Source organism: Lacrimispora brassicae (genome assembly GCF_054772055.1).
This window is the reverse complement of record NZ_BRYH01000003.1, coordinates 209,826-230,835: the sequence shown is the minus strand read 5'-3', so window position 1 is coordinate 230,835 and position 21,010 is coordinate 209,826. Positions and strand designations below refer to the sequence as shown.

Below are 21,010 nucleotides of genomic sequence, written 5' to 3'. Positions count from 1 at the left end.
CCTGCTTTCTTTTAGGCGGTCCGAGGCGTTCTTCCCGCGCAGATCATCATTTCTTCATAAAGTCCGCTGGCTTCTTCCGGTGAATAGCCATATACCAAAAATACATCCATTACATAGGGGGAATAGGTAATTCCCATGATTTCCTGGGCAAACCCCATTGCAGCGATCTCACTGAAGGCGATCACATTGGAATCGTTATGAAGGAACCCAAGGGACCACAGCCTGACCTTTTCTGTTTTCGTGAAAATTTCATTCTTATACTGTTCTTCCACCCAATGAAAAAGCTCATGGGCCAGCAGAAGACGGCCGATATCCAGCCCCTCTGCCAGCAGTTCTAAAATCCCCGGCCTTTCAAAGAGCTTCTCCGCCTTCTTCACCGCATCCATATAGATGCAGATTTTATTAGGCACCCGGTATTCCGCAAAAAGCACCCGGTCGGTTTTCTCCGGGAATTCCGGATAGGAGATATCCATATCCATGGCTGCTGCCAGTTCCTTGGGATCCCTGGTCTTGTACTTCCCGCAGATCTTCCGGGCATATTCCCTGCCGCAGGCCAGGCATTTCTCCATCCAGTCCCTTCGCTGTTCCTGGTTAAATTTTCCGTTTAACGGCTCTCTTGAAAACGCATAGGAATACCATTCCACCGGCTCAATGGAACTTAAGTCCTTCACCATGTCTTCAATTGGACGTACATCAAAGTGGGGGCGTACATACCCTCCTGTTCCCTGCTTTCCAAAAAGTCCGTCTGTAATGGGCTTTAGGGCTTTCTGAAACTCTTCCTTCTTCATGGCCGTTTAAATCTCCTGGACGGAAGCTATGATCAGGACATCTTCTTCCGGTTCCCGGTCTCCTAAGTCCAGATTCATAAGAAGCAGAACCTGCTCTAAGTCCACGGCACTGTAATCGCATACCCTGGGGCCGAAGCATACGAAGAAATCAGGACGCAATACCGTATCCGTCTTAAATACGGCATTTTCCTTCCAAAGCTTTTCCACAACCTCTTCGTAATCCTTTACCTTGCATTTCTCCACAACGCCGTCAGAACACTGGACTTTAATGAATCCCTTGCTGTCTACAATACGCAGCGGTGATTTGCCGTCTCTTTCCCCTTTATAAACAAAGAACTTGTCTGTCATCTCTGCCAAAACCACATTGGAAATCTTGGGACCGAAATCCTGTAACGCAAGCTCGCAGGCCTCAGGCTCCTCGCAGGCCTTTAAAAGGTCCGTTGTCTTCACTTCTGTGGATCCTGTGGCAATGGCTGTTACCTTACCTGTCTGGCTGTCGATCTCAATGTGGATTTCCACGGAGTCAGGAGATGCGCCGGAGCTGACCGCTAAGTCTGCCGCTTCTTTTTTCAGTTCCTTGATGTCTTCCTGGGTGGGGTTTGGAATGACTCGCTCTACCACGTCGCGGACCATGGACAGGGCCACGCCGATGGAAGAAATTACTTCTGCATTTTCCGGGATGCTGTACTGCAGACCCATCTTGCCTGCACAGTAAGGAACCAGGGCAGCAGCACCGCCGCCGCAGCCTACCAGCTTCATGCTGTCATGATCCAGCTTGTATTTTTCAGCCAGGGAGTTGATACAGGCGTTGATCTTTTCAAAGTCTTTATCCAGGATCTGGGTAGCCAGCTCTTCTACAGTAATACCAAGCTTGTCAGCAACCGGCTTCATGGCCTTTCTGGCGGAATTGGCATTTCCGTGGGCAAAGTATTTCTCATCAATAAGGCCCAGCACGTTTGCTGCATCCGTATTGGTGAAGCAGATGCGCTTTCCATTTTTTAACCGCAGGGTCACATAGTCGCCTGGATCTCCCGGTTTTGGGCTGACCATCTCAATCTGAGGATCAACGATCTCTTCTTCCGGCATAAAGCAGGCATATTCGCAGCCCGCGATATGGGCGGAACGGGGGCCTACGTCTACCACGCATTTATCGTTGACACGAACCATGGAACCGCCTGCACAGCCTAAAATCCGCACATCCAGGGAGTTGATATAGGTATCATGACCGCCGATCTTAGCATAATCCACACCGGGACGGCCGTTCTTTATGACACCGATGTTGGTGGTGGTTCCTCCAACCTCAAAATAAATGGCATTGGAAGCACGAAGGTACATGAGGGATCCCATAACCGATGCTGCCGGACCGGAGAGGGCCGTCAGAATGGGACGCTTTCTCATTTCGTTGATCTCCATAACACCGCCGTCACCTCTCATGATCATTAAGGGCACGTTGACCCCTGCAGATTTTACAGAGGTTTCCGTAGCATTTGCAGTCATCATCATCTTTGGCAGAATAGACGCATTGATTGCCGCCGTGCGGGTACGTCTGGTAAGTCCGTAGAGCTTTGTAATATCAGAAGCCATTGTTACAGGCACATTTTTCTTCTTTGCACAGTCATGGATCAACTGCTCTTCGCCCATGCTGTCCACACCAAACGCCATGGAAGCCACCGCTACCTGAGCGCCCTGGGCCAATAAGTCATCGATGTTCTTATTGATGACCTCTTCTGTCAGCATTTTCTTTTTAATAAAGGTGTTATAAATCTTGATCATACGGCCGACTTTTTCATCCAGCACAATGTCCTTTAAAGCCAACTGGCGTTTTGCCAGGAAGCCTTCAAGACCACCCCCTGCTACTCCTACGACACCTACACTTGCCACATCGCCTTCAATAAAGGCATTGGTGGCCTGGGTGGTGGAGTGAGCTACGAAAACCACATCCTCCGGAGAGATACCATTTTCCTCCATGCAGTTCTTAAAGCTCTGCACAACACCGGCAGCAACGCCGTCTTTATGGTCATGTGTCGTTTTTACCTCATTTTTTCCAATAATATCATGGGTATCGTTATCCATTGCAACGCACTTGGTATAGGTACCGCCTACGTCGATCCCCATACGAACCGATCTTTGTATTCGTTCTGCCATTATTTTCAATTCCTTTCCATATTATTGCCATGCTTTCTGGCATAAAGGTATACCCGCAGGGTATTTCCATATTATTGCCATGCTTTCTGGCATAAAGGTATACCTGTAAGGTGTTTCATTTCAACAAAATATACAATCCTGCACCTTAGTCTTAACAATATTTAATCTCTCATTCAGATAAATGGTGAAAAGCGTCCGGGTGCGCAGGGGCGCGCCCGGACCTATGGGTAATCTTTCTTAGGTTTAGAGAGGGTAAAGTTTCTTAATTTATAAGGAAAATATGCCTATGAAAGGAACCATGCAGCTCCAAGTCCGCCCAGCATAATAAAGGTTGCAACATACTGCAGCACACCGGTAAGATATGCATTGGGAATGGAAAGCTTTAAGAACTCCCTGGACTCAACCTTTGTATAAGCAAGTCCCCATGCAACCCATGACTGGGTAATACAGCTTCCGATATTTACCGTAATTGTGGGAATGGCAAATACCGCATATAAAAACGGAACAGAGAAGGAAGCAACATTGGACAATACCCCAAGAGTTGCAGCTCCACAACCAACCAGAGTCATTGGTCCACGGAACAATCCCATGCAAAGCAGAACAGCAAATACAATACATACGACGATCTCGCTTCTTGGCATTACATTGCCTAAGATCACCTTGAAATAAGGAGAAGCATAAGCTGCCACCTGGTTGAACATAGGCAGAGTAAGAAGGAAGCCTACCAATGGAGCGGTATCAACCACACCGTCATAGTACAGCTTGTTGACAAGCTGGCAATTCTCTTTAAATGTTCCATTCATTCTTCCGCAAAGGAACAGAGCCAGGAATCCTGCGATCACGAAGCCTCCGATAACGGAGAAATCAAGCCAGATCTTAAGAACCACAGGAACGATTGGAAGAATCAGGGTATAGAAAGGAGCATTCTTCTGCTCCGCTGCTGAGCCGCGGGTCTGCGCAGCCCATGCATGAACGGTTTTTGCGCGCTTTAAATAGAACGCAGCCAGTATTGTTGTTGCAACCAGCATGATGACCAGAGCGGCATAACCCCAGTGAGAGGCATACCAGCCAAGGGTAAATTCCGGCATTTCTTCCGGTTTAATAAAGAATGCACGGTACTGTGCAAAGTTTACAGGGTTTAAGTAAATACCTGATGCAACGGACCCCATAAAGGTGAACAGAGCAACAGACTTGGGAATACCCAGAGACATAAGGATCGGAAGCACAATAACGCCGATTGCGATAACCGGGCCGGCTCCTGTCATGGCAGTGAAGATCAAAGCCGTAACAATGTTTAACAGGGCAACTGTAATAAAGGGCTTATCTCCGCCTAATTCAACTGTCTTACGGATCAGAGTGGAAGCGATTCCAGTATCCATAAGCACGCGGCCAAACCATGCACCCCAGCAGACATTTACCAAAGTGGTTCCCCAGCCTTCAGGAGCAGACTGGTAAATCTTGTTTAATGCAGCAATCAATGTGTTGTCTTTTCCAAACTGAAGAACCGGATTGGATGACAGGAATGCCTCACTTGCAAAAAATGTTCCCCCAATGGGAAGGATGGTCCAAAGAAGCGTAATCAGCAGGAAGCCGATCATCAGGTTATGGCCTTTGATACAGTAATACGCCAAACCAAAGAAAGAAATTAATAAAATGATTCCAATAATGTACTCCAAAGTAATACCTCCTATGACTTTTTATTCTCCACGCAATGCAACTGCTCCGCCGTCCCCTTAAGGCGGCTGTCTCTCTCAAACCTCGACCCAAACTCCTTTCATTTTTTCTGCCCATGCTTTTTGGCCAGTGCCCACCCCGCTTTATCAGGTGTAAAGACATGCCCCCAGGGCATTTTACATATTAATAGTGAAAATTTATTTCTATCCGGGCCGGTTTTTATGCCTGGCCGGAAAAGAACTGTGGATAAATTCCCCGAAGCGTTCCCGCATTCCAAAGAACTGAATTAAAATGATTGGCGCAGATCAGGCATGCGGCTTCCGCATCCCTGCGCCTTAAATTATCAAGCAAAAGACGTCCCTCCACCTGGACATGTTCCAGGCTCGTCAGGGAAGACATATCCGTCTTATAGTTAAACGTGGTGTACTGAAGATAATTCGAACGAAGCAAATCACAATCCATGGTCCGGAAGACCTCCCAGACATATTCATGGCCGCAAAAGGTAGAAAGCAGGTAATGAAGCTGCTGCTCCATGATCAGAAAATCAATGGGATTTTCTTTATTTGCCTCGTGTTTCTGATAACTGAGAACCTCTTCCAACTGTCCAAACTGAGACTTTGTAAGGCCCTGGCGGCAGATTTCCTCAATGATTGCCTGTTCCAGCACATTATGGGAAAAGACAGCCTGCCTGATCCGTTCGCTGTCAAGCAGCGTAACCTCAGTCCCTCTCTGGGGATATACGACGATGTATCCTTCTTCCACCAGACGGGAAAGCGCATCCCTTACCATAGTCCTGCTGGCATTCATCTGGCTGGACAAAATATTTTCACTTAGCCGTTCACCCGGCTGGATATCCAGATTGAGTATCTGCATTCGAAGCTGATTATAGATGTCGCTTCTCTGGTCCCCTTTCCCTACTTCCACTTCTGTCACTTCATTTGCCTCCCTATAAAAACAGAGGATTCCCATTGCACACAAGCAATTACTGAGATTGCACACAAGCATCTGCTAAGATTGCATATCAGTATCCCGCGAAATGCATATCAGTATAGGAAATACGCCTTTCTGTTTTTCTTCTCTTATTGTTTACTTTGTAAAATATATCACATTCATTCTCTAAAATCAACCATTTCATTAGCATTTTCTACATTATTTTTTTACCATTTTTTAATCTTCTATCCTTTTCCACAAATAATCTCTAAATTTTTCCAGAAATTACCAGACCAAAGATTGCATACAAGTTGCGCAAGATCTTCAAAAACCATAGACATATGATGGAACGGAAACCGAAAGAACAATATACTTCCAAAAAACAAAAGAAGCCTGGCTCCATGACCGGGTTGCAGTCATTTTGACAAGCTTCTTTTTAAAGGCTTAATAAAAATTTTCAGGCTTTCTTCCATGTTTCTGATTCCTGCAGCCTACGGGCCGTCATAAATCACGATGCGGTTCCTGCCATGATTTTTAGCCTCATACAGCGCCACATCAGCCGCCCTTAACAGCTCCTCCGAACCGGCGTGCCGGAGATCCAGGCATGCCAGCCCACAGCTAAAGGTGATGATGTTTTTCTCTATCTGATTCGGGGAAGAGGATTCCATAACAGAACGCATTCTTTCACAGGTCTTATACGCCTCCTCTATACAATATCCTCTAAACAGGATCGCAAACTCTTCGCCGCCTATCCGAAAGGAATTGATGTCCTCATTCCCGTTGCTTTTAAGGATTTGCGCCAGGTGGAGCAATACCCGGTCTCCTGCGGCATGGCCGTAAACATCATTCACCCGTTTAAATTCATCTACATCAATGACAGCGAGGGAAAGGCATATATTGGCGTTCCTGCATTCCTCCACCATCCTGGATAAACAGGCGTCAAAGGTTCCCCGGTTATACAGCCCTGTAAACGGATCAAGCTTTAACTGTTCCTGCATATTTTCCTTCAGATAATATAAATGCATTAACGACATAAGATTATTATGACCATTCAGGATCATAACCTTAGCTAACAGATAGGAACAAAAAAGAATATCCCACCCAACGAATATTGACATAAGCACATTGCCGTCACCATTTCCGCCTTTAAGCAGTATGATTCCGCTGGAGACAAGGGCAGCGCTGTTCATCAGAAAAATCCGCCTTGTCATCTTAATATTTGTAAAAATAGTAGAAGCAAATACGGACATGGTAAACGTTCCAAGCAAAACAGTAGCAATTTTGTGGGTAGAAGAAAGATAAAAGGAAATGGCCGTAAAAAACATCAGCACCAGGTATTCCTTGGCCCAAAGCGGAACACAAGACAAACGGACCAGGAAGTCTACAAGCAAATTCAAAGCCAGAAGGCCGATGGCAGGCAGCACAATATAACGGCGCAAATAAACTTCCGGCGGAGAGGCAAGAATGCTCTGCGCCGCAAAATACCAGACGATATGTGCCAATGTGATCATGGCCACAGCGGCATAACCGGAATACACAAGATAGCGGCACCATTTTATGGGCATGATAACGGTTCCCGCCTCACTAAAATCCAAATCCTGATCCATAGGCATAATTACACCTCCCCAAACGCTTCCCCTCCCGATTATACTTGAAAAATCCACAAACGGCAATCCGCTTTTATACATAAAAAGCTTCATATTATAAATATACTTCCAGGGAACCAGCCTGTAAGGGAAAAGCCGAAGGGCCAATAAAACTCTTAACACCCGGCCTTTCACCGGCATCAGCTTGATCGGCCCACTTTCACGTCAGGTTTTGGGGAGGGATATGGGTGCCTATGATCCGGAACCGGCTTCCATATGGCAAATGTGCATCACCAGGGCCTCTCTTTTTCAAACCAGCCAAGGGATTCCCAGTACTGCACGTCTGCAGGATTAAACTTAAATCTTTTTTGCATAAACCTCATAGTATAAAATAAGGCTCTGACCTTCAGGGAAGGGGTCACATGTCTGCCCGTTTCTTTTATCCTGGCAGAAAGCCTGTCAATTTCCTTTTGGAGCTTTAACTTCCTTTTATCATCCACAGTATCCCAGTCACTTGCATAGACATTTCTGCCCAAAGTATGGATCCGGGAAATTCCCCAAAAGGTCATACTGTCTCTTAAATCCCGGAGGGCAGACCTTGTTCCTGCACCTGCGGCCGTAGAGATGAGAAGAGCCTGCTTGTGAAACATTTCCTTTCTCGGCTGATGGGCCATCCATTGATATCCAAAATGATCAAGAAACGCCTTTACCTGCCCCGGTACATGATAGACGTAAACGGGTGCCGTAAAAATCAATAAATCAGCCTCAAGCATGGATTCCAAAATCGGTTTCAAATAACCATAATGAGGACATTTCCTATAATCAGTAAAGCAGTTCCAGCAGCCTATGCAGAACTCAGGCATATCTTTGGGAAGAAAAAATTCCCTTACGTCATCCTTATCTGACAGATTCCGTATAAACTGCTGTGCAATGTTGTAAGTGCTGGATTTTGACGTTCGCTGCGTTGCGTAAATTACGGTTATTCTCACGATTCAATCCTCCTGTAAGAGAATTCACTCCAAGTATTATTATAACAGAAAAGCAAAAATAATCACCATATAATAATATATTTTCTATACTTCTACGCAAAAATGTTCAAAAAGGATTTTCTCAGCTTTTGCACACCATAATCCCCGGTTCTCCTTGCATACATCATCCAGCTTTTTAAATAAAAGATCCCTTTTCCCCAATTCTTCAAAGTCCTCGATGGCCGTCAGGGGCATATCAAACTGTGTATAGGTCAGCTTCTTTCCCCCCGGAATCTTAAGGAGATTTAAAGTCGCTTCCGCAATGCTGTCAATACCGCCTACATGTGTTACCATAACTGCCGGGTCGATCTTTCCCTTTGCCGCCAGCTCATTTGCTTCGATTAAGTCGTCATTATTCCCTCCCGTTGTTCCCATAATATGGGCGCTGATATAATGGACATTATAAAGATTGATCTCAGATTTAAACTGATTATCTGTGGGACCGGCAAAAAAGTTCAAGCAGCCGTCAAATGCCAGAAGCTGATCTCCCATTTCCGCCACCCTGGGGTTGGGGATGTAAACAAACACATCGTCATAGCCCTTTCCTCCGGTGATCGCCCGAAGCTCCGCCACCGGATCAGCCATTTTCCCGGTATTTATGTATTGAAGTTCCACTCCGTTTTGGGCGGCAAATTCTTCCGGTATGACTTCCCTCGCCCGTTCAATCTTTGCTTCATCAATATCCGTCACAACAATTCTCCTTGGTTTGTTCCGGTACTGGATTCCGTAGCTTATGGCCCCTAAGCCCATGGGACCGCATCCGCCTAAGATAATAATGTCCCCATCCTCCTTTGTGCCGATGGCATGATCATGATTTCTCTTGTTGGTGTGATAATTACCATGATACCCTCCGATAATGCAGCTCATAGGCTCTCCCAGGGAAGCCTCAAAAAAACTTTCCCCCTCAAAAGGCATTAAGCAGCCCAGTTCCATAACCTCATGGGGAAATATGCAGTAGGTACAGGCTCCGCCGAAAAACTCATAGGAATAACCGGGAGAAGCTAAGCTGCCCTTGTAATTTAAGGCGGGCTGCTGGGCAAACCTCATACCGGGCTTAAACAGATCCTTCCATTTCTCTCCCACTTCTACGATCACTCCTGCGAATTCATGACCGATAATAACTGGATTGGTATCAATGTTCTGAGGCGCTCTTTTATGCTTCTTTCCCTGTTCCACCAGCTTATAAGTGGACATGCAGATGCTGTCGCTCATAACCTTGACAAGGATCTCATCCTCCTTAATGGGAGGCAATTCAAATTCTTCCAGCCTTAAATCCCGTTCTCCATACATTCTTACCGCTTTTGTTTTCATTCTTTCCCTTTCCTTTCAACTCATTTATAATTGCCTCTGTCTTTAAGGTTTCCAACAACTTCAATCCCGAAACCAGTTTTCACCCGCTTCTGGAAAAAATGTCCCAAAAGTCCATTGCCGAACTTATATCTTTTTTTCGGACTATGACTTTTGGGACACCATCATTTTTAGTTTAATTCTGCATACAGTTCATTCCACTTGTTAAGAATTTCATCTTTATGCTCCGTTAAATAAGTAAAGTCAAGCTCTCTGATATATAATGTTTCCTCATCTGGCAGACCGCTTAAGTTGCACAGTCCATTGGAGCCCCGCCCTGCAGAAGCTACTGCACGGGCATCCTGGAATTCAGCAGAGGACAAAAGATCCATCATGGCCTGTGCTGCCGGAAGGTTCGGTGCGTTCTTCACGATTGCAGCACCTCCTGCCATTGCCGTATTTCCCTCTTCCATATAAATGCACTCCACCGGAGCGCCGTCATTGATCAAAGCTGCTACGCTTGACTCATAGGAAAGACCTGCCACATATTCACCATTGCTTACAAGGTTATAAACATCCTTTGATGATGTGGTGGAAAAGCTTGCCGGAATCAACTGCTTAACATAATCCCAGGATTTTTCATCGTTAAATTTATCACCCATAACCGCCAGAATGGTCTGCAGTTGACGCCATCCGGAAGATGTGGAATCCGGAGCGGCAAGAATGATTTTCCCCTTCAGCGCAGGATTCAGCAAATCTTTATAACCCTTGATTTCAACTCCCAGTTCATCCCTTAAGGCAGGATTTACAACAAGACACATTACCTGTACATCATAGAAGGTATAATATCCGGAGTTATCGTGGTACCCCTGCTCTTTGTCACACGCTGCTGTATAAGGCTGAAGGATATCGTGATAGGTTTCACCGTCTGCAGCGAACATGCCGCCGATTACCACATCTGCGTCACAGGATTCATCACTTCTGATTCTGGTTGCCAGTGTTCCCACGGAGTCCGCCTGGATTTCCAGTTCACAGTCAGGATAATACTTTTTCCACGTATCACTTAAAACCTGCTGCTGGGTCTCTTCCATTGTGGTGTAAACCGTAATCTTCCCGGTCACCTCGCCGGCCGGTTTTACATAATAGGGCAATCCGGAAGCAGTGGATTCTGCGGCCTTCGTATCCGCGGCTGACTGGGCTTCTGTTTTTGATTCCTGTGCAATAGTTTCTGCTTTTGTTTCCAGTTCCTTTTTCGTGCTGCATGCAGTCAAAGACAATGCCATCACCGCTGCAAGACCTGCTGCCAATAACTTTCTTTTCATCATATTTTCTTCCCTTCTCTCTATAAACTTTGGTTTTATAACCATCTTTACAGGCGCACATCCTCCATCTTGGTGCATTTTAAATAGATCACCAGACAAAGTACTGTCAGCGCCATTGTAATCGTTGCAAATACTGCTGCTACCCCATAAATACCGCTGCTGATTGCGGAATAGGTGCTGATTGTCATGGTAATGGTTTTATTGTTATACAAAATTACACCGGATGACATTTCCGTGATAATTGACACAAAACTCAAAACCGCTCCTGATATGATTCCGCTGGACATTAAGGGCACTGTGATCTTTGTAAATGCGGACAACTTGGGCGCCCCCAGATTCAGCGCCGCTTCTTCGATGCTGACCGGAATCTTCATCATAGCCGCCGTTGCGGAACGGCTGGTAAAAGGCATTCTCCGTATGGCAAGGGCAATGATCATGATCACCAATGTTCCCGTAAGTGTAAACGGCTTTCTGGAAAATGCCACAACCAGGGCAATACCAATAACTGCTCCCGGCATGATATAAGGCAGCATGGAAACGGTATCAATGGCATTGTTTAAGAAATTGCTGCGCCTCACCACCAGATAGGCAATTAAAACCGCAATGATGATAATAACTGCCAAAGTTACAATGCTGACAATCATGGTGTTGCCAATGGAACGGAACAACATTTTTTCCATTGCTTTCTGATAATTGACCAGGGAATAACCCGGTTTTAAAATACTGTTCTTATAATTCCTGAAAGACATGTTTACGATATAAATCTGCGGCAGCAATGATATGCCCACAAGAAGATAACAGTAAACGTGCATAATGATATTGGCAAGCCCGGTTGGTGTCTTGGGTTCTACGGGGTGAAGAGCGCTGATGGTGAATTTAAACCGATTGGACACTGTCTTCTGGATCAGGAATATGACTGCAGTTACCAGCACCGCAATTACACTGATTGCCGCTGCAAAATGATAGTTGGTTCCATTTTCACCAAGATACTGATTATAAATCAGGACAGGAAATGTACTATATCCACGTCCAATCAGCACCGGTGTTCCAAAATCCGCAAAAGACCTCATGAAAACCAGCAGAGACGCTGCCAGTATGGTGGGCATGGTCAGCGCCATGATTACCCGCTTAAAGCGGTCAACCCCTTTACAGCCCATGCTTTCCGCCGCTTCCAGCAGGGAATTATCAATATCACGGAAGGTTCCGTTCATGTAAATCACCACCAGGGGAAACAATTTTAAGGTCTGGACGAATACAATCCCCCAAAAGCCATAGATAGAGATCCCGGAAATCCCAATTGATTTTAAAAATCCTGTAATCAATCCCGAATTTCCCATGAGCAAAATCCAGGCATAAGCACCTATAAACGGAGCTGACATTGTACAGAGAAGGCAAAGTACAAAGAGTAATTTGCGGCCCCTCAGCCTGTAAAAAGAATAGAAGTATGCAAAGGGGATTCCCAGAAGCAGACTGGCAAACATCACACAGACCGCTATCTTGACGCTTTGAAAAATAGACCCGTAGTAATAGGATTTACTGAAAAACTGATGAAAGGCGTCAAGGGTAAATTTACCGTCTCTATGTACCGCTTCTATGAGAAGCTTCCCAATGGGATAAATGAGAAACACCAGGAATACCGCCACCAGAACCCAGGAGACGGCGCTCCAGAAATCACCTCGTTTTTTCCGGATCATCCTTTCACCTCCCGTCTTTCAGAATCCGCAGGCAGGACTGTGCTGTTTTTTACCCCTTTCATCAAGCTGCCCTCAGACTCGGAATCAAATACATTAACCTTATTCCCGTTGATTGTCAGGACAATGCCACTTCCCGGAGGAATAATGGAATCAATCTCAGATTCCTGGATGATCTCCACCTCTTCTCCTGTCTCCAGCTCTGCAAAATAATGGGTATTTAATCCCAGAAATACGCTGTCGCGGATAACAGCCTTAATTCCTTCTCCCTTTGATTTGCTTTCTAACCGGGAAACAATCAGTTCTTCCGGCCTTGCAGATATCACTACCTCTCTGTCCCGGATTTCCTTATTTCTTATGGAATCAACAGAAATCTCATACCCGCCCCGGAATACGACTACCGCCTTTTCCCCTTCTTTTCTCAACCTGGCATTTAAAAGATTGGACTTGCCGATAAAGGTTGCCACAAATAAATCAGCCGGTCTCTGATAAATATTTTCCGGTTTCCCAATATGACGGATCACTCCATCTTTCATGACTGCGATTCTGTCTGAAATGGCCATTGCCTCTTCCTGATCATGGGTGACATAAACGGTGGTGATTCCTACCTCCTTCTGAATCCTCTTAATCACACTGCGCATCTCCACCCTTAGCTTGGCATCAAGATTGGAAAGGGGTTCATCCATTAAAAGTACATCAGGACGGATTACCAGGGCGCGGGCAAGAGCCACCCGCTGCTGCTGACCGCCGGAAAGCAGCTCCGGCATCCGGTCCGCATACTGATCCACGTGGACCAGCTTTAAGAATTTATCCGCCTCTTCTTTCATCTGCTCCTTTGGCATGTTTTTGTATTTCAAACCAAACTCCACATTCTTGCGTACCGTCATATTGGGGAAAATTGCATAATTCTGAAATACCATACCAATTCCCCGCTTACCGGGTTCCATGTCATTGATCACTTTATCGTTAAATCGAAAGCTTCCTCCTTCAATGGAATTGAATCCGGCTATCATTCTCAGCAATGTGGTCTTTCCACATCCAGACGGGCCAAGAAGAGTAAATAATTCCCCATTCCCAATGGTGACCGACAAATCCGGTATTACTGTCACTGTTCCATACCTTTTCACCGCGTTGCTAATCGAAATCGTCACGCTCACTTTTTCTACCGCCTTTTGGATAAATTGTATATTTTAACTACTTAACAACTAATATTTTATACATTTTTATCAATATTTTCTACCCAAAATACTGCTTATTTGGAAAAAATACCAAACGGATTCTCTTTTCAAGAAAAAAAGGGGGTGTCGCAAAAATAGCTGATTTACAGCTATTGAGCGGCACCTTTCTTTTTACAGATAAAATCAGAGTAAAAATCCTCTTGTGTGGATTCCTACCCTGATTTTTGGCATACCTTAATAAAGCTTTTTTCTGGCTGCTTTTTTACGCCATTTTTAATTCGAACAGATGACTTTTTAGTCTTTCATTCTGGATTTTTCCATGTAGTTTATTGATGTTATAACCGATACACAGCAATAGAATCTCCAGTTTTACTTTGGTTTTTCCCCGCAATAGAAATCTTTGGAATTCATAATCGCTTTTCAACACTCCAAATGCACCTTCTACCTGAATTGAACGATTCATTCGATAAAGAATTCCTCGCTCACTTGTGATGTTTTCATGGGATTTTTGGCGTTTCTCTATGAACTTCTTCGATACATACAGCCGCTTATTTCCCCTGGCCTTTGTACACTTATCTTTTTTCGCACAGTTACTGCAATCCTCACATTCGTATACCGTCACTTCCGATTCATAACCGTTTTTGCTCTTTTGTTTCTTTTCATACAAGACTTTCAGCTTCCGGCCTTCATGACAAATATAGGTATCGGTTTCTTCCTCATATCCCATATTTTCCCGTTTGCTGATATCCTTCTTAAAGCTTCTCTTTTTCCATCTTTCATAAATCTGTGGTTTTATATAATAAGTCTGCTGGTTTTCATCTAAGAAGCAATACGCTTCCTCGCTTTCGTATCCGGCATCTGCTGTCACGCTGGGATATTTAAATCCCAGATTTTTCTCCATATATTTTAAAAATGGCACCAGGGTCCAGACATCATTACGGTCCTGAAAGATATCTGCTGCCACCACGTATTCGCTGTCTACTGCGATCTGCACATTATATCCCGGTTTTAGCTGGGCATTTCTCATGTGGTCATCCTTCATGTGCATAAATGTGGCATCAACATCTGTTTTAGAATAACTGTTTCTCCCATGAAATCTTGAATGATGCAGGTCATAAAGAAGCTGCCTGTCCAGAAAACACCGAAACAATTCATGGTATTTTTGATGATTGCTTTTGCGTTTTCCTCTTCCATAAACAAACCGGAGTCCCTGTTCTTTGCAATAGGAGTCCAGGAAGTCAAATACTCTCTGTAAATCTTTGCCGCGATTTTCTCTCGCAATGGAAAAGTCTTTTATGTATTCCCTGTTCACCAAATCCACAGCCTGCGTGATTCTGGCAAACATTTTTTCTTCCCATTTCCCTACGGATTTTTTCCAGACAAATGTATATTTATTGGCACAGGCTTCTAACTTTGTTCCGTCAATAAATACCGTCTCTTTCGCCAGTTCTCCCATGATGGCCAAGTTTCTTACCATCTGATAAAACAGATCTTCACAGGCCTGTGCAAGGAAACCGGTACGAAATCTTGCAATGGTACTGTGGTCAGGAGCTTTCTGACCAGCTAAAAGCCACATGAAGTTGATATCCCTTTTACAGGCCTTCTCAACTTTTCTAGAAGAATAAATGTTTTGGGAATAAGCGTAGGTCAGGATCTTGAACATGGTCTTAGGGTCCACTGCTGGATTTCTGCCTTTGGCAGAGTAAGCCAGATACAACTTCGTGTAATCTAAATCCTCCAATTCGTGGCTCAGCAGTCGGACAGAGTCATCATCAGGAACAAGACCTTCCAAACTTAATGGCAAAACCAGTTGAAAAGTTTGGCCAAGTTCGGTATAATCTTTAGTGGTGTATTTTTTTATTCGCATAATTAATTATACCATGAAAGGTGGGTTCTTCGGAATCTGCCTTTTTCATTTTTTGAGTTTTTTACACAGAAAAGGAGCCGTTGTTCCATAAGTAATATCTCACTTATTTTGCAACGGCCCCTTTTACCTTCCATGAATACTCTTTGGGACTGCACCCAATGTATTTTTTGAATACCATATTAAAATACTTGTAATCACCAATTCCGCACATCCACGAGACATCCTGAATGGTCACATTTCCTTGCTTCAAGAGTTCCACTGCCTTTTGAATACGAAAACGGTTTAAATATTCGATAAACGTTGTCCCCATCTGGGTTTTGAATTTCCGGTTTAAAAAAGTCTCGCTATAATTCATGGCCTCCACCACATCCTGCCAGCCCATCTTTTCCTGATAATGTTCCTCGATGAACTTCAGCAATTCTTTTACAATATCATCATTTTCGCCGTTTTCCTCTGCTCTGGAAACCAGCCTTACTTTTTTCAGCTCTTCCGCCTCCTGCTTCTGGGCGAGCCAGGTCTGATAGATCCACCGTTTTTCTTTTGCATTCTCAATTGCTTTTATCAGCTCCTCCCGCTTCAGCGGTTTTAAGAGGTAATCCGTCACCCCGTAATGGATTGCGTTTTTTGCATATTCAAAATTAGAATATCCTGACAAAATGATGGCAGAATAACTGTGTTCTTCGCAGGTCTGCCGGATCATTTCGATTCCGTCCATCATGGGCATATTGATATCCACAATCAGAATATCCGGTCTCATTTTTTCGATCAGTGCAATTCCCTCTATGCCATTGCGGGCCTCACCGACTATGGTGCAGTCCAGTTCTGTCCAATGGACGGAATATATCAGCCCCTTTCTGATAATATCCTCATCTTCTGCTATTAAAACCCGGTACATCTCATCACCCCTTTTGTTCAATTCGTACTGTTACCTCAAAACCTGTCCCTTCTCTATTACGGATCTGAATCCCGCTGTTTTCCCCATATTGAAGATAAAGCCTGCGGGACAGATTACAAAGCCCAATGGAAGAAGAACTGTTATCATGGTCCTTTAACTGCTGCTCAAGCTCCTTTGCTTTCTGAGGTTCCATGCCCAAACCATCATCCAAAACATGAATAACCAGCGTACGCCCATCCATAGATCCGCGAATCCGGATATTTAATTCCATTTTCTTCTGAAAACCATATTTGATGCTGTTTTCAATCAGAGGCTGAAGCAGCATTTTCGGTACAATGCATTGGTTGCATTCTGTTTCAATACGGATTTCACAGTGGAAACGATCACCGAAACGGCAGTTCTGTATTTCCAGATAAGCATCAATAAACTGCATATCTTCTTCCAGTGTCATTTCTTTTCGGGTGGTATTTACGCTGTAGCGCAAAACTTCCGTCAGCTTCACAATCAGCTCCTCCGCTTTCAGCGCGTCAAATATTACCAAATTCCGGATAATCTCCAAGGTATTGTAGAGAAAATGAGGATTCATCTGCTGGGTCAGTTGTTCCATCTCAATACGGCTGTTGAGCTTGAGCAGTTCTGTATTCCGTTCATTTAAATTCTGCAGGTTATCCAGCATACGGTTCACCTGATGCCCAACTTCCCCAAACTCATCATCTGTTCCAAGTTGAATCCGGTGTTTATGATCCCCTTTCTGAATCATACGGATTTCTTTTACCAGCTTTTCGATGGAAGCGGCGTTGTTTGCAGCCATAGTCCGTGACATCCAGCAAGCAACTGTATACCAGCATATTCCCACTGACAAAAGTATCAAAAGCCCTATGGATACCGTCTGGTTCCGGGGAAAGTGCACCAGGGAATAGATGACAGCCGAGTATTCCGGCAATTCTTTTGAAACACTCCAATACCGGTCTCCTTCGCTTTCCCAGATTCCATGCCCCACTCCATAAAACTTATTATTGCTGTCAGCCAGCCCCGGTTTACTGATGTACATGACATTCTGTCTCATATCTGTGATTACACCGTCATAACTGCTCTCAGAAAGATAAAAGTTCCACTCGCTGCCAGACAGGAATAAGGTCAGATACCCTTGAATGCTTCCCCCTTCAAAAATCGGTTTTACAAATAGGGAATCAGCATAATTTCCTCTGTCATAATAAACGGCACGGTAAATCTCCCCCTCTTTGTGATTTCTTGCATTATAACAGACTGCATTATTATAATTCAACAAATAGGAGGAAACCCGATTCTCGCCAAAAGAAGTAAACACCACATTGCCTCCTTTATCTACAAGCAGAACCTCGTTGTGCACTTTGCATTCATCGTTAAACTGGCGGAAAAGATTTTTAAATTCATCGGAAGCACTGGGTTCCGTCTTCGAAAGCATTCTTCTCACAATCTCATTGATTTGGTCACTCAGCAAAAACTTTCTATTTTGGAGATCAAGATCAATAAATGTTTCTTTCAGCCTTTCCAGATGGGAAACCGCATTCAGTTCATTTTCCGTCAGTGTAATCGTATATTGTCCTGCCCAAAAAAAGAAAACACTGATCATCATCAGCAGCACAATCTTCCTGGTCACCGATTTCTGCAAATTTTTCTGAAACCGCCCCTCCTCTGGCACTCCGTTTTTATTGGAAGGATGTAAAACAATTCCCATAGTCTTCACATCTCTTCTCATTTTCATCAATTACGCCCCCATCCGTCATACCATGATTTTTTCTTTCATGATCTTATCAGCCCTTGTTTTTATGAATTTTAACAACAAAATCATGGATGACCAATCAATTTTTTATTAATAATACCATTATAAAAGGTATACTTGAGTTTTTCAATAAAAATCGGACTTATCCGTTACAGCCAGGAACTTTGTATCATTGGAATCAAGGGGTGCCGTAAAACATTTTTTACAGAATAAGACACAGGCAATGATTTATGGTCACATAACTCATGAATTAGCTTTTTATATACTCAATTTATTTAATTCATATTGTATGCGCAACAGGAACATAATACTGCTTATAAACCTATATTTCATAATACCCTTTAAGGTCGCAAAAATCTCATGGCGAAACAATAATCAATGCTTAAACCGCTGGTTTCACATTAGTGTTAAGGCTGAAACACTTGACGTAACCAGCCCTTGCGATTATCATATAACGGTAAGGTTTTAACATATGATAAGTACCTTTGCCAATGTATCATCTTTTATAAAGCCATGAAAGAGACGGGAAATCCCACCTCGTCATTTTCCCCATATGGAAAGAAACGGGACAGCCAATAAAAAAAAGATATACAGCAATGGGGGAGAGAATTATAAAAAAATCTATTAAATAGTTTTTAATAAAGAAGGGAGCTAAACAAGGTATGCTAAAAATAGCATTGTGCGATGACAACCGCAGCACGATCAGACGATATGCAGAATTAATTTCCCAAATCGCGGAAAGGCATCAGATACAGATCGAGCTTTCCTATTTTTATAGCGGAGAATCCCTGCTTTTTCATTATTCCGAAGCACCTGAACAAACAGATATTATATATTTAGATATCATGATGGGGAAAACAGACGGGATGGAGACGGCCCGGAGGCTGCGAGAGTGCGAATGCAAGGCCCAAATCGTCTTTTTAACCAGTTATGAGGATTATGTCTATGAGGCGTTTGATGTAAATGCCCTTCAATACCTGCTAAAGGAAAATACAAGCGCAGAAAAATTTGAGGAGGTTTTCCTCCGGGCAGCAGAGCTTGCCTCAAAAAAGGAAGAAGAATTGTTCACATTCGAATTTGACGGCAAAACAAGCGCTGTCCCTGTTCATCAGATCTCCTATTTTGAAATTTGGCAAAGAATTGTAACGGTTCACTATGGCGGCGGAAAAACAGCAAAATTCTATGACAGCATGGAGCACATAGAAAATAAGCTTTCCGGAAAAGACTTTGTGCGGTCACACCGTTCCTACCTGGTCCACCTGCCCTACATCGTGACGTTTAAGCAGCAGACCGTGCAGTTGAAAACCGGTGAAATCGTTCCCATAGGGGTCACTTATGTACAATCCCTGAAAAAGGCATTTTCTGATTATATTTCACGTTTCCATATTTATAATTCCAAAAATCTAAATTAGAGGAAGGGAAAGCTATGATCTATATTGTCATTCCGGTAGTTCTCCTGTACTACTATTCTTTCCTGTTTTACTACCGCAGACTTTTTCCCGTGCAAGGAAGAAAGCTTATTCAGATCCTGCTGGTTCTGTCGATCATCACCGCATCGTATATCTACTTAAATCCAGCGGACATACGCTGGTTAAGGCTTCCGGTCATCATGGTCACCATGACTGTAGGGATTCGCTTTTCCACGGGAATGGACTGGCTGCAGGCAGCCTACGGCGGAAGCTGCTCCGTGTTAAGCGCTTACTGCTTCCGCGGCTTATTTGCCACAATCACAGCGTTCATTTTCCGCAACTATGACTATTCCAATATAGAATCCTACTATGCGGGCACCGTTTTGATCCTTCCTATAGCACTTGTATTCTTTGTAATCCTGTATAAAACCATCCTTCCAGATGACAAGCTCAAGCTTTTTTTGCATAACCGCAATCAACTGAAATATGTGGTCGTATATGAAATTACGGCTGCTGCCAATTTGACTGTCATGAATTCAGGACGGGATTTATTTCCTTATGATATATTGTTTTCAAACAACTCCTTATCTTCCTATGGGATATGGTATTTTAAAGTGGCCTTAGGTGCCTATGTCCTCACCCTTGGCATTCTTATATACGCCATTTACCAATCCATCCAAAGCACGGAGCTGCTGGAATACCAGTGGAGAAGCGAAATGCTGGAGGAGCAGTATGAACGTCAGATACGGCATTATAAATCCTATCAGAAATACACGGAAAGCTTCCGGGCATTCAAGCATGACTATAAATTCATGATGGCATCATTGAAATCATTGATCCGGGCAAACAAAAATGAAAAAGCCCTTGAATTGATCGATGAAATGTTTGACGAGATGCAGAAAAAAGTATTGATTCATAAGAAATATTCCGACAACATCGTCCTGGATGCCATGCTTCAGGATCTTGCAAATATCTGTGGTGAAAATGAAATCCGCTTTACATCAAACGTATTCGTCCCCCGCGACACAGAGCTTTCGGCACTGGATGCCATCCGCATTTTCTCAAATTTTGCCAACAATGCAGTGGAAGCCTGTCAAAAGTGTCCGGTTTCGGAGCGGTTTATCGACGTTGCCAGCGCCAACGAGCAGCAGTGGGTCACGCTGCAGGCCATCAATTCCTATAACGGGAAATCCCACATTGAGGACGGGAAATTCATTACAACAAAAGAAGAGAAACACAGCCATGGACTGGGCCTTGCCATTGTAGAGCAGATTGCAGAGAACTTAGGCGGATTTGTATTATACGAACCTGATCCTGAAAAAGGGATATTCCTGGTCAGAATCCATATTCCCCGATTATTCCAGGACCCGCCTTCATAACATGGCATGCTGATATCCCATTTCAAATGGTTTTGGCAGAATCATTCTTGCCTATAACACCAAAAACAG

15 protein-coding genes are annotated in these 21,010 nt (G+C 44.0%); 2 read left to right on the top strand and 13 right to left on the bottom strand.

Translation table 11 applies throughout. The annotated features are described in order from the left end of the window. Nucleotides 1-11 precede the first annotated feature (11 nt). The 13 genes from ACYVD3_RS02375 to ACYVD3_RS02315 form a co-directional block, all read right to left on the bottom strand. Nucleotides 12-788, bottom strand: a complete 777-nt coding sequence (locus ACYVD3_RS02375; protein ID WP_460640904.1) for a hypothetical protein — start codon at nt 786-788, stop codon at nt 12-14. 6 nt (nt 789-794) lie between these two features. Beyond that, nucleotides 795-2,933, bottom strand: coding sequence for a hydantoinase/oxoprolinase family protein (locus tag ACYVD3_RS02370; protein ID WP_460640903.1), 2,139 nt, complete (start codon nt 2,931-2,933; stop codon nt 795-797). Between the two features lie 284 nt (nt 2,934-3,217). Continuing rightward, the gene (locus ACYVD3_RS02365) at nt 3,218-4,609 is read right to left on the bottom strand and encodes a citrate transporter (protein ID WP_460640902.1); all 1,392 of its coding nucleotides are present in this window, start codon (nt 4,607-4,609) and stop codon (nt 3,218-3,220) included. A gap of 217 nt (nt 4,610-4,826) precedes the next feature. Then, the gene (locus ACYVD3_RS02360; protein WP_460640901.1) at nt 4,827-5,540 is read right to left on the bottom strand and encodes a GntR family transcriptional regulator; all 714 of its coding nucleotides are present in this window, start codon (nt 5,538-5,540) and stop codon (nt 4,827-4,829) included. A 488-nt stretch (nt 5,541-6,028) separates the two neighbouring features. Beyond that, entirely contained in the window at nt 6,029-7,150 is a 1,122-nt protein-coding gene (locus ACYVD3_RS02355; RefSeq protein WP_460640900.1) for a GGDEF domain-containing protein, read from the bottom strand. Between the two features lie 263 nt (nt 7,151-7,413). Continuing rightward, nucleotides 7,414-8,112, bottom strand: a complete 699-nt coding sequence (locus ACYVD3_RS02350; RefSeq protein WP_460640899.1) for a flavodoxin family protein — start codon at nt 8,110-8,112, stop codon at nt 7,414-7,416. A gap of 84 nt (nt 8,113-8,196) precedes the next feature. Continuing rightward, the gene (locus tag ACYVD3_RS02345; RefSeq protein ID WP_460640898.1) at nt 8,197-9,462 is read right to left on the bottom strand and encodes a zinc-binding dehydrogenase; all 1,266 of its coding nucleotides are present in this window, start codon (nt 9,460-9,462) and stop codon (nt 8,197-8,199) included. 167 nt (nt 9,463-9,629) lie between these two features. Beyond that, nucleotides 9,630-10,763: an extracellular solute-binding protein gene (locus ACYVD3_RS02340; RefSeq protein ID WP_460640897.1), complete on the bottom strand. Its 1,134-nt coding sequence runs from the start codon at nt 10,761-10,763 to the stop codon at nt 9,630-9,632. Nucleotides 10,764-10,807: 44 nt separating this feature from the next. Continuing rightward, the gene (locus ACYVD3_RS02335; protein WP_460640896.1) at nt 10,808-12,454 is read right to left on the bottom strand and encodes an ABC transporter permease; all 1,647 of its coding nucleotides are present in this window, start codon (nt 12,452-12,454) and stop codon (nt 10,808-10,810) included. After that, nucleotides 12,451-13,608: an ABC transporter ATP-binding protein gene (locus ACYVD3_RS02330; RefSeq protein WP_460640895.1), complete on the bottom strand. Its 1,158-nt coding sequence runs from the start codon at nt 13,606-13,608 to the stop codon at nt 12,451-12,453. Before ACYVD3_RS02330 ends, ACYVD3_RS02335 begins: the two co-directional genes overlap by 4 nt. Before the next feature lie 283 nt (nt 13,609-13,891). After that, on the bottom strand, nt 13,892-15,496 hold the full coding sequence (locus ACYVD3_RS02325; RefSeq protein WP_460640894.1) for an IS1182 family transposase: 1,605 nt from the start codon (nt 15,494-15,496) through the stop codon (nt 13,892-13,894). A 103-nt stretch (nt 15,497-15,599) separates the two neighbouring features. Then, complete coding sequence (locus ACYVD3_RS02320; RefSeq protein ID WP_460640893.1) at nt 15,600-16,391, bottom strand: response regulator transcription factor; 792 nt, start codon at nt 16,389-16,391, stop codon at nt 15,600-15,602. 4 nt (nt 16,392-16,395) lie between these two features. Continuing rightward, nucleotides 16,396-18,135: a sensor histidine kinase gene (locus tag ACYVD3_RS02315; RefSeq protein WP_460640892.1), complete on the bottom strand. Its 1,740-nt coding sequence runs from the start codon at nt 18,133-18,135 to the stop codon at nt 16,396-16,398. Between the two features lie 680 nt (nt 18,136-18,815). On the opposite strand from ACYVD3_RS02315, the gene ACYVD3_RS02310 reads away from it, so the two are divergent. Both ACYVD3_RS02310 and ACYVD3_RS02305 read left to right on the top strand, forming a co-directional pair. Beyond that, entirely contained in the window at nt 18,816-19,565 is a 750-nt protein-coding gene (locus tag ACYVD3_RS02310; protein WP_460640891.1) for a LytR/AlgR family response regulator transcription factor, read from the top strand. A gap of 14 nt (nt 19,566-19,579) precedes the next feature. Beyond that, nucleotides 19,580-20,941, top strand: a complete 1,362-nt coding sequence (locus tag ACYVD3_RS02305) for a sensor histidine kinase (RefSeq protein WP_460640890.1) — start codon at nt 19,580-19,582, stop codon at nt 20,939-20,941. Nucleotides 20,942-21,010 lie beyond the last annotated feature (69 nt).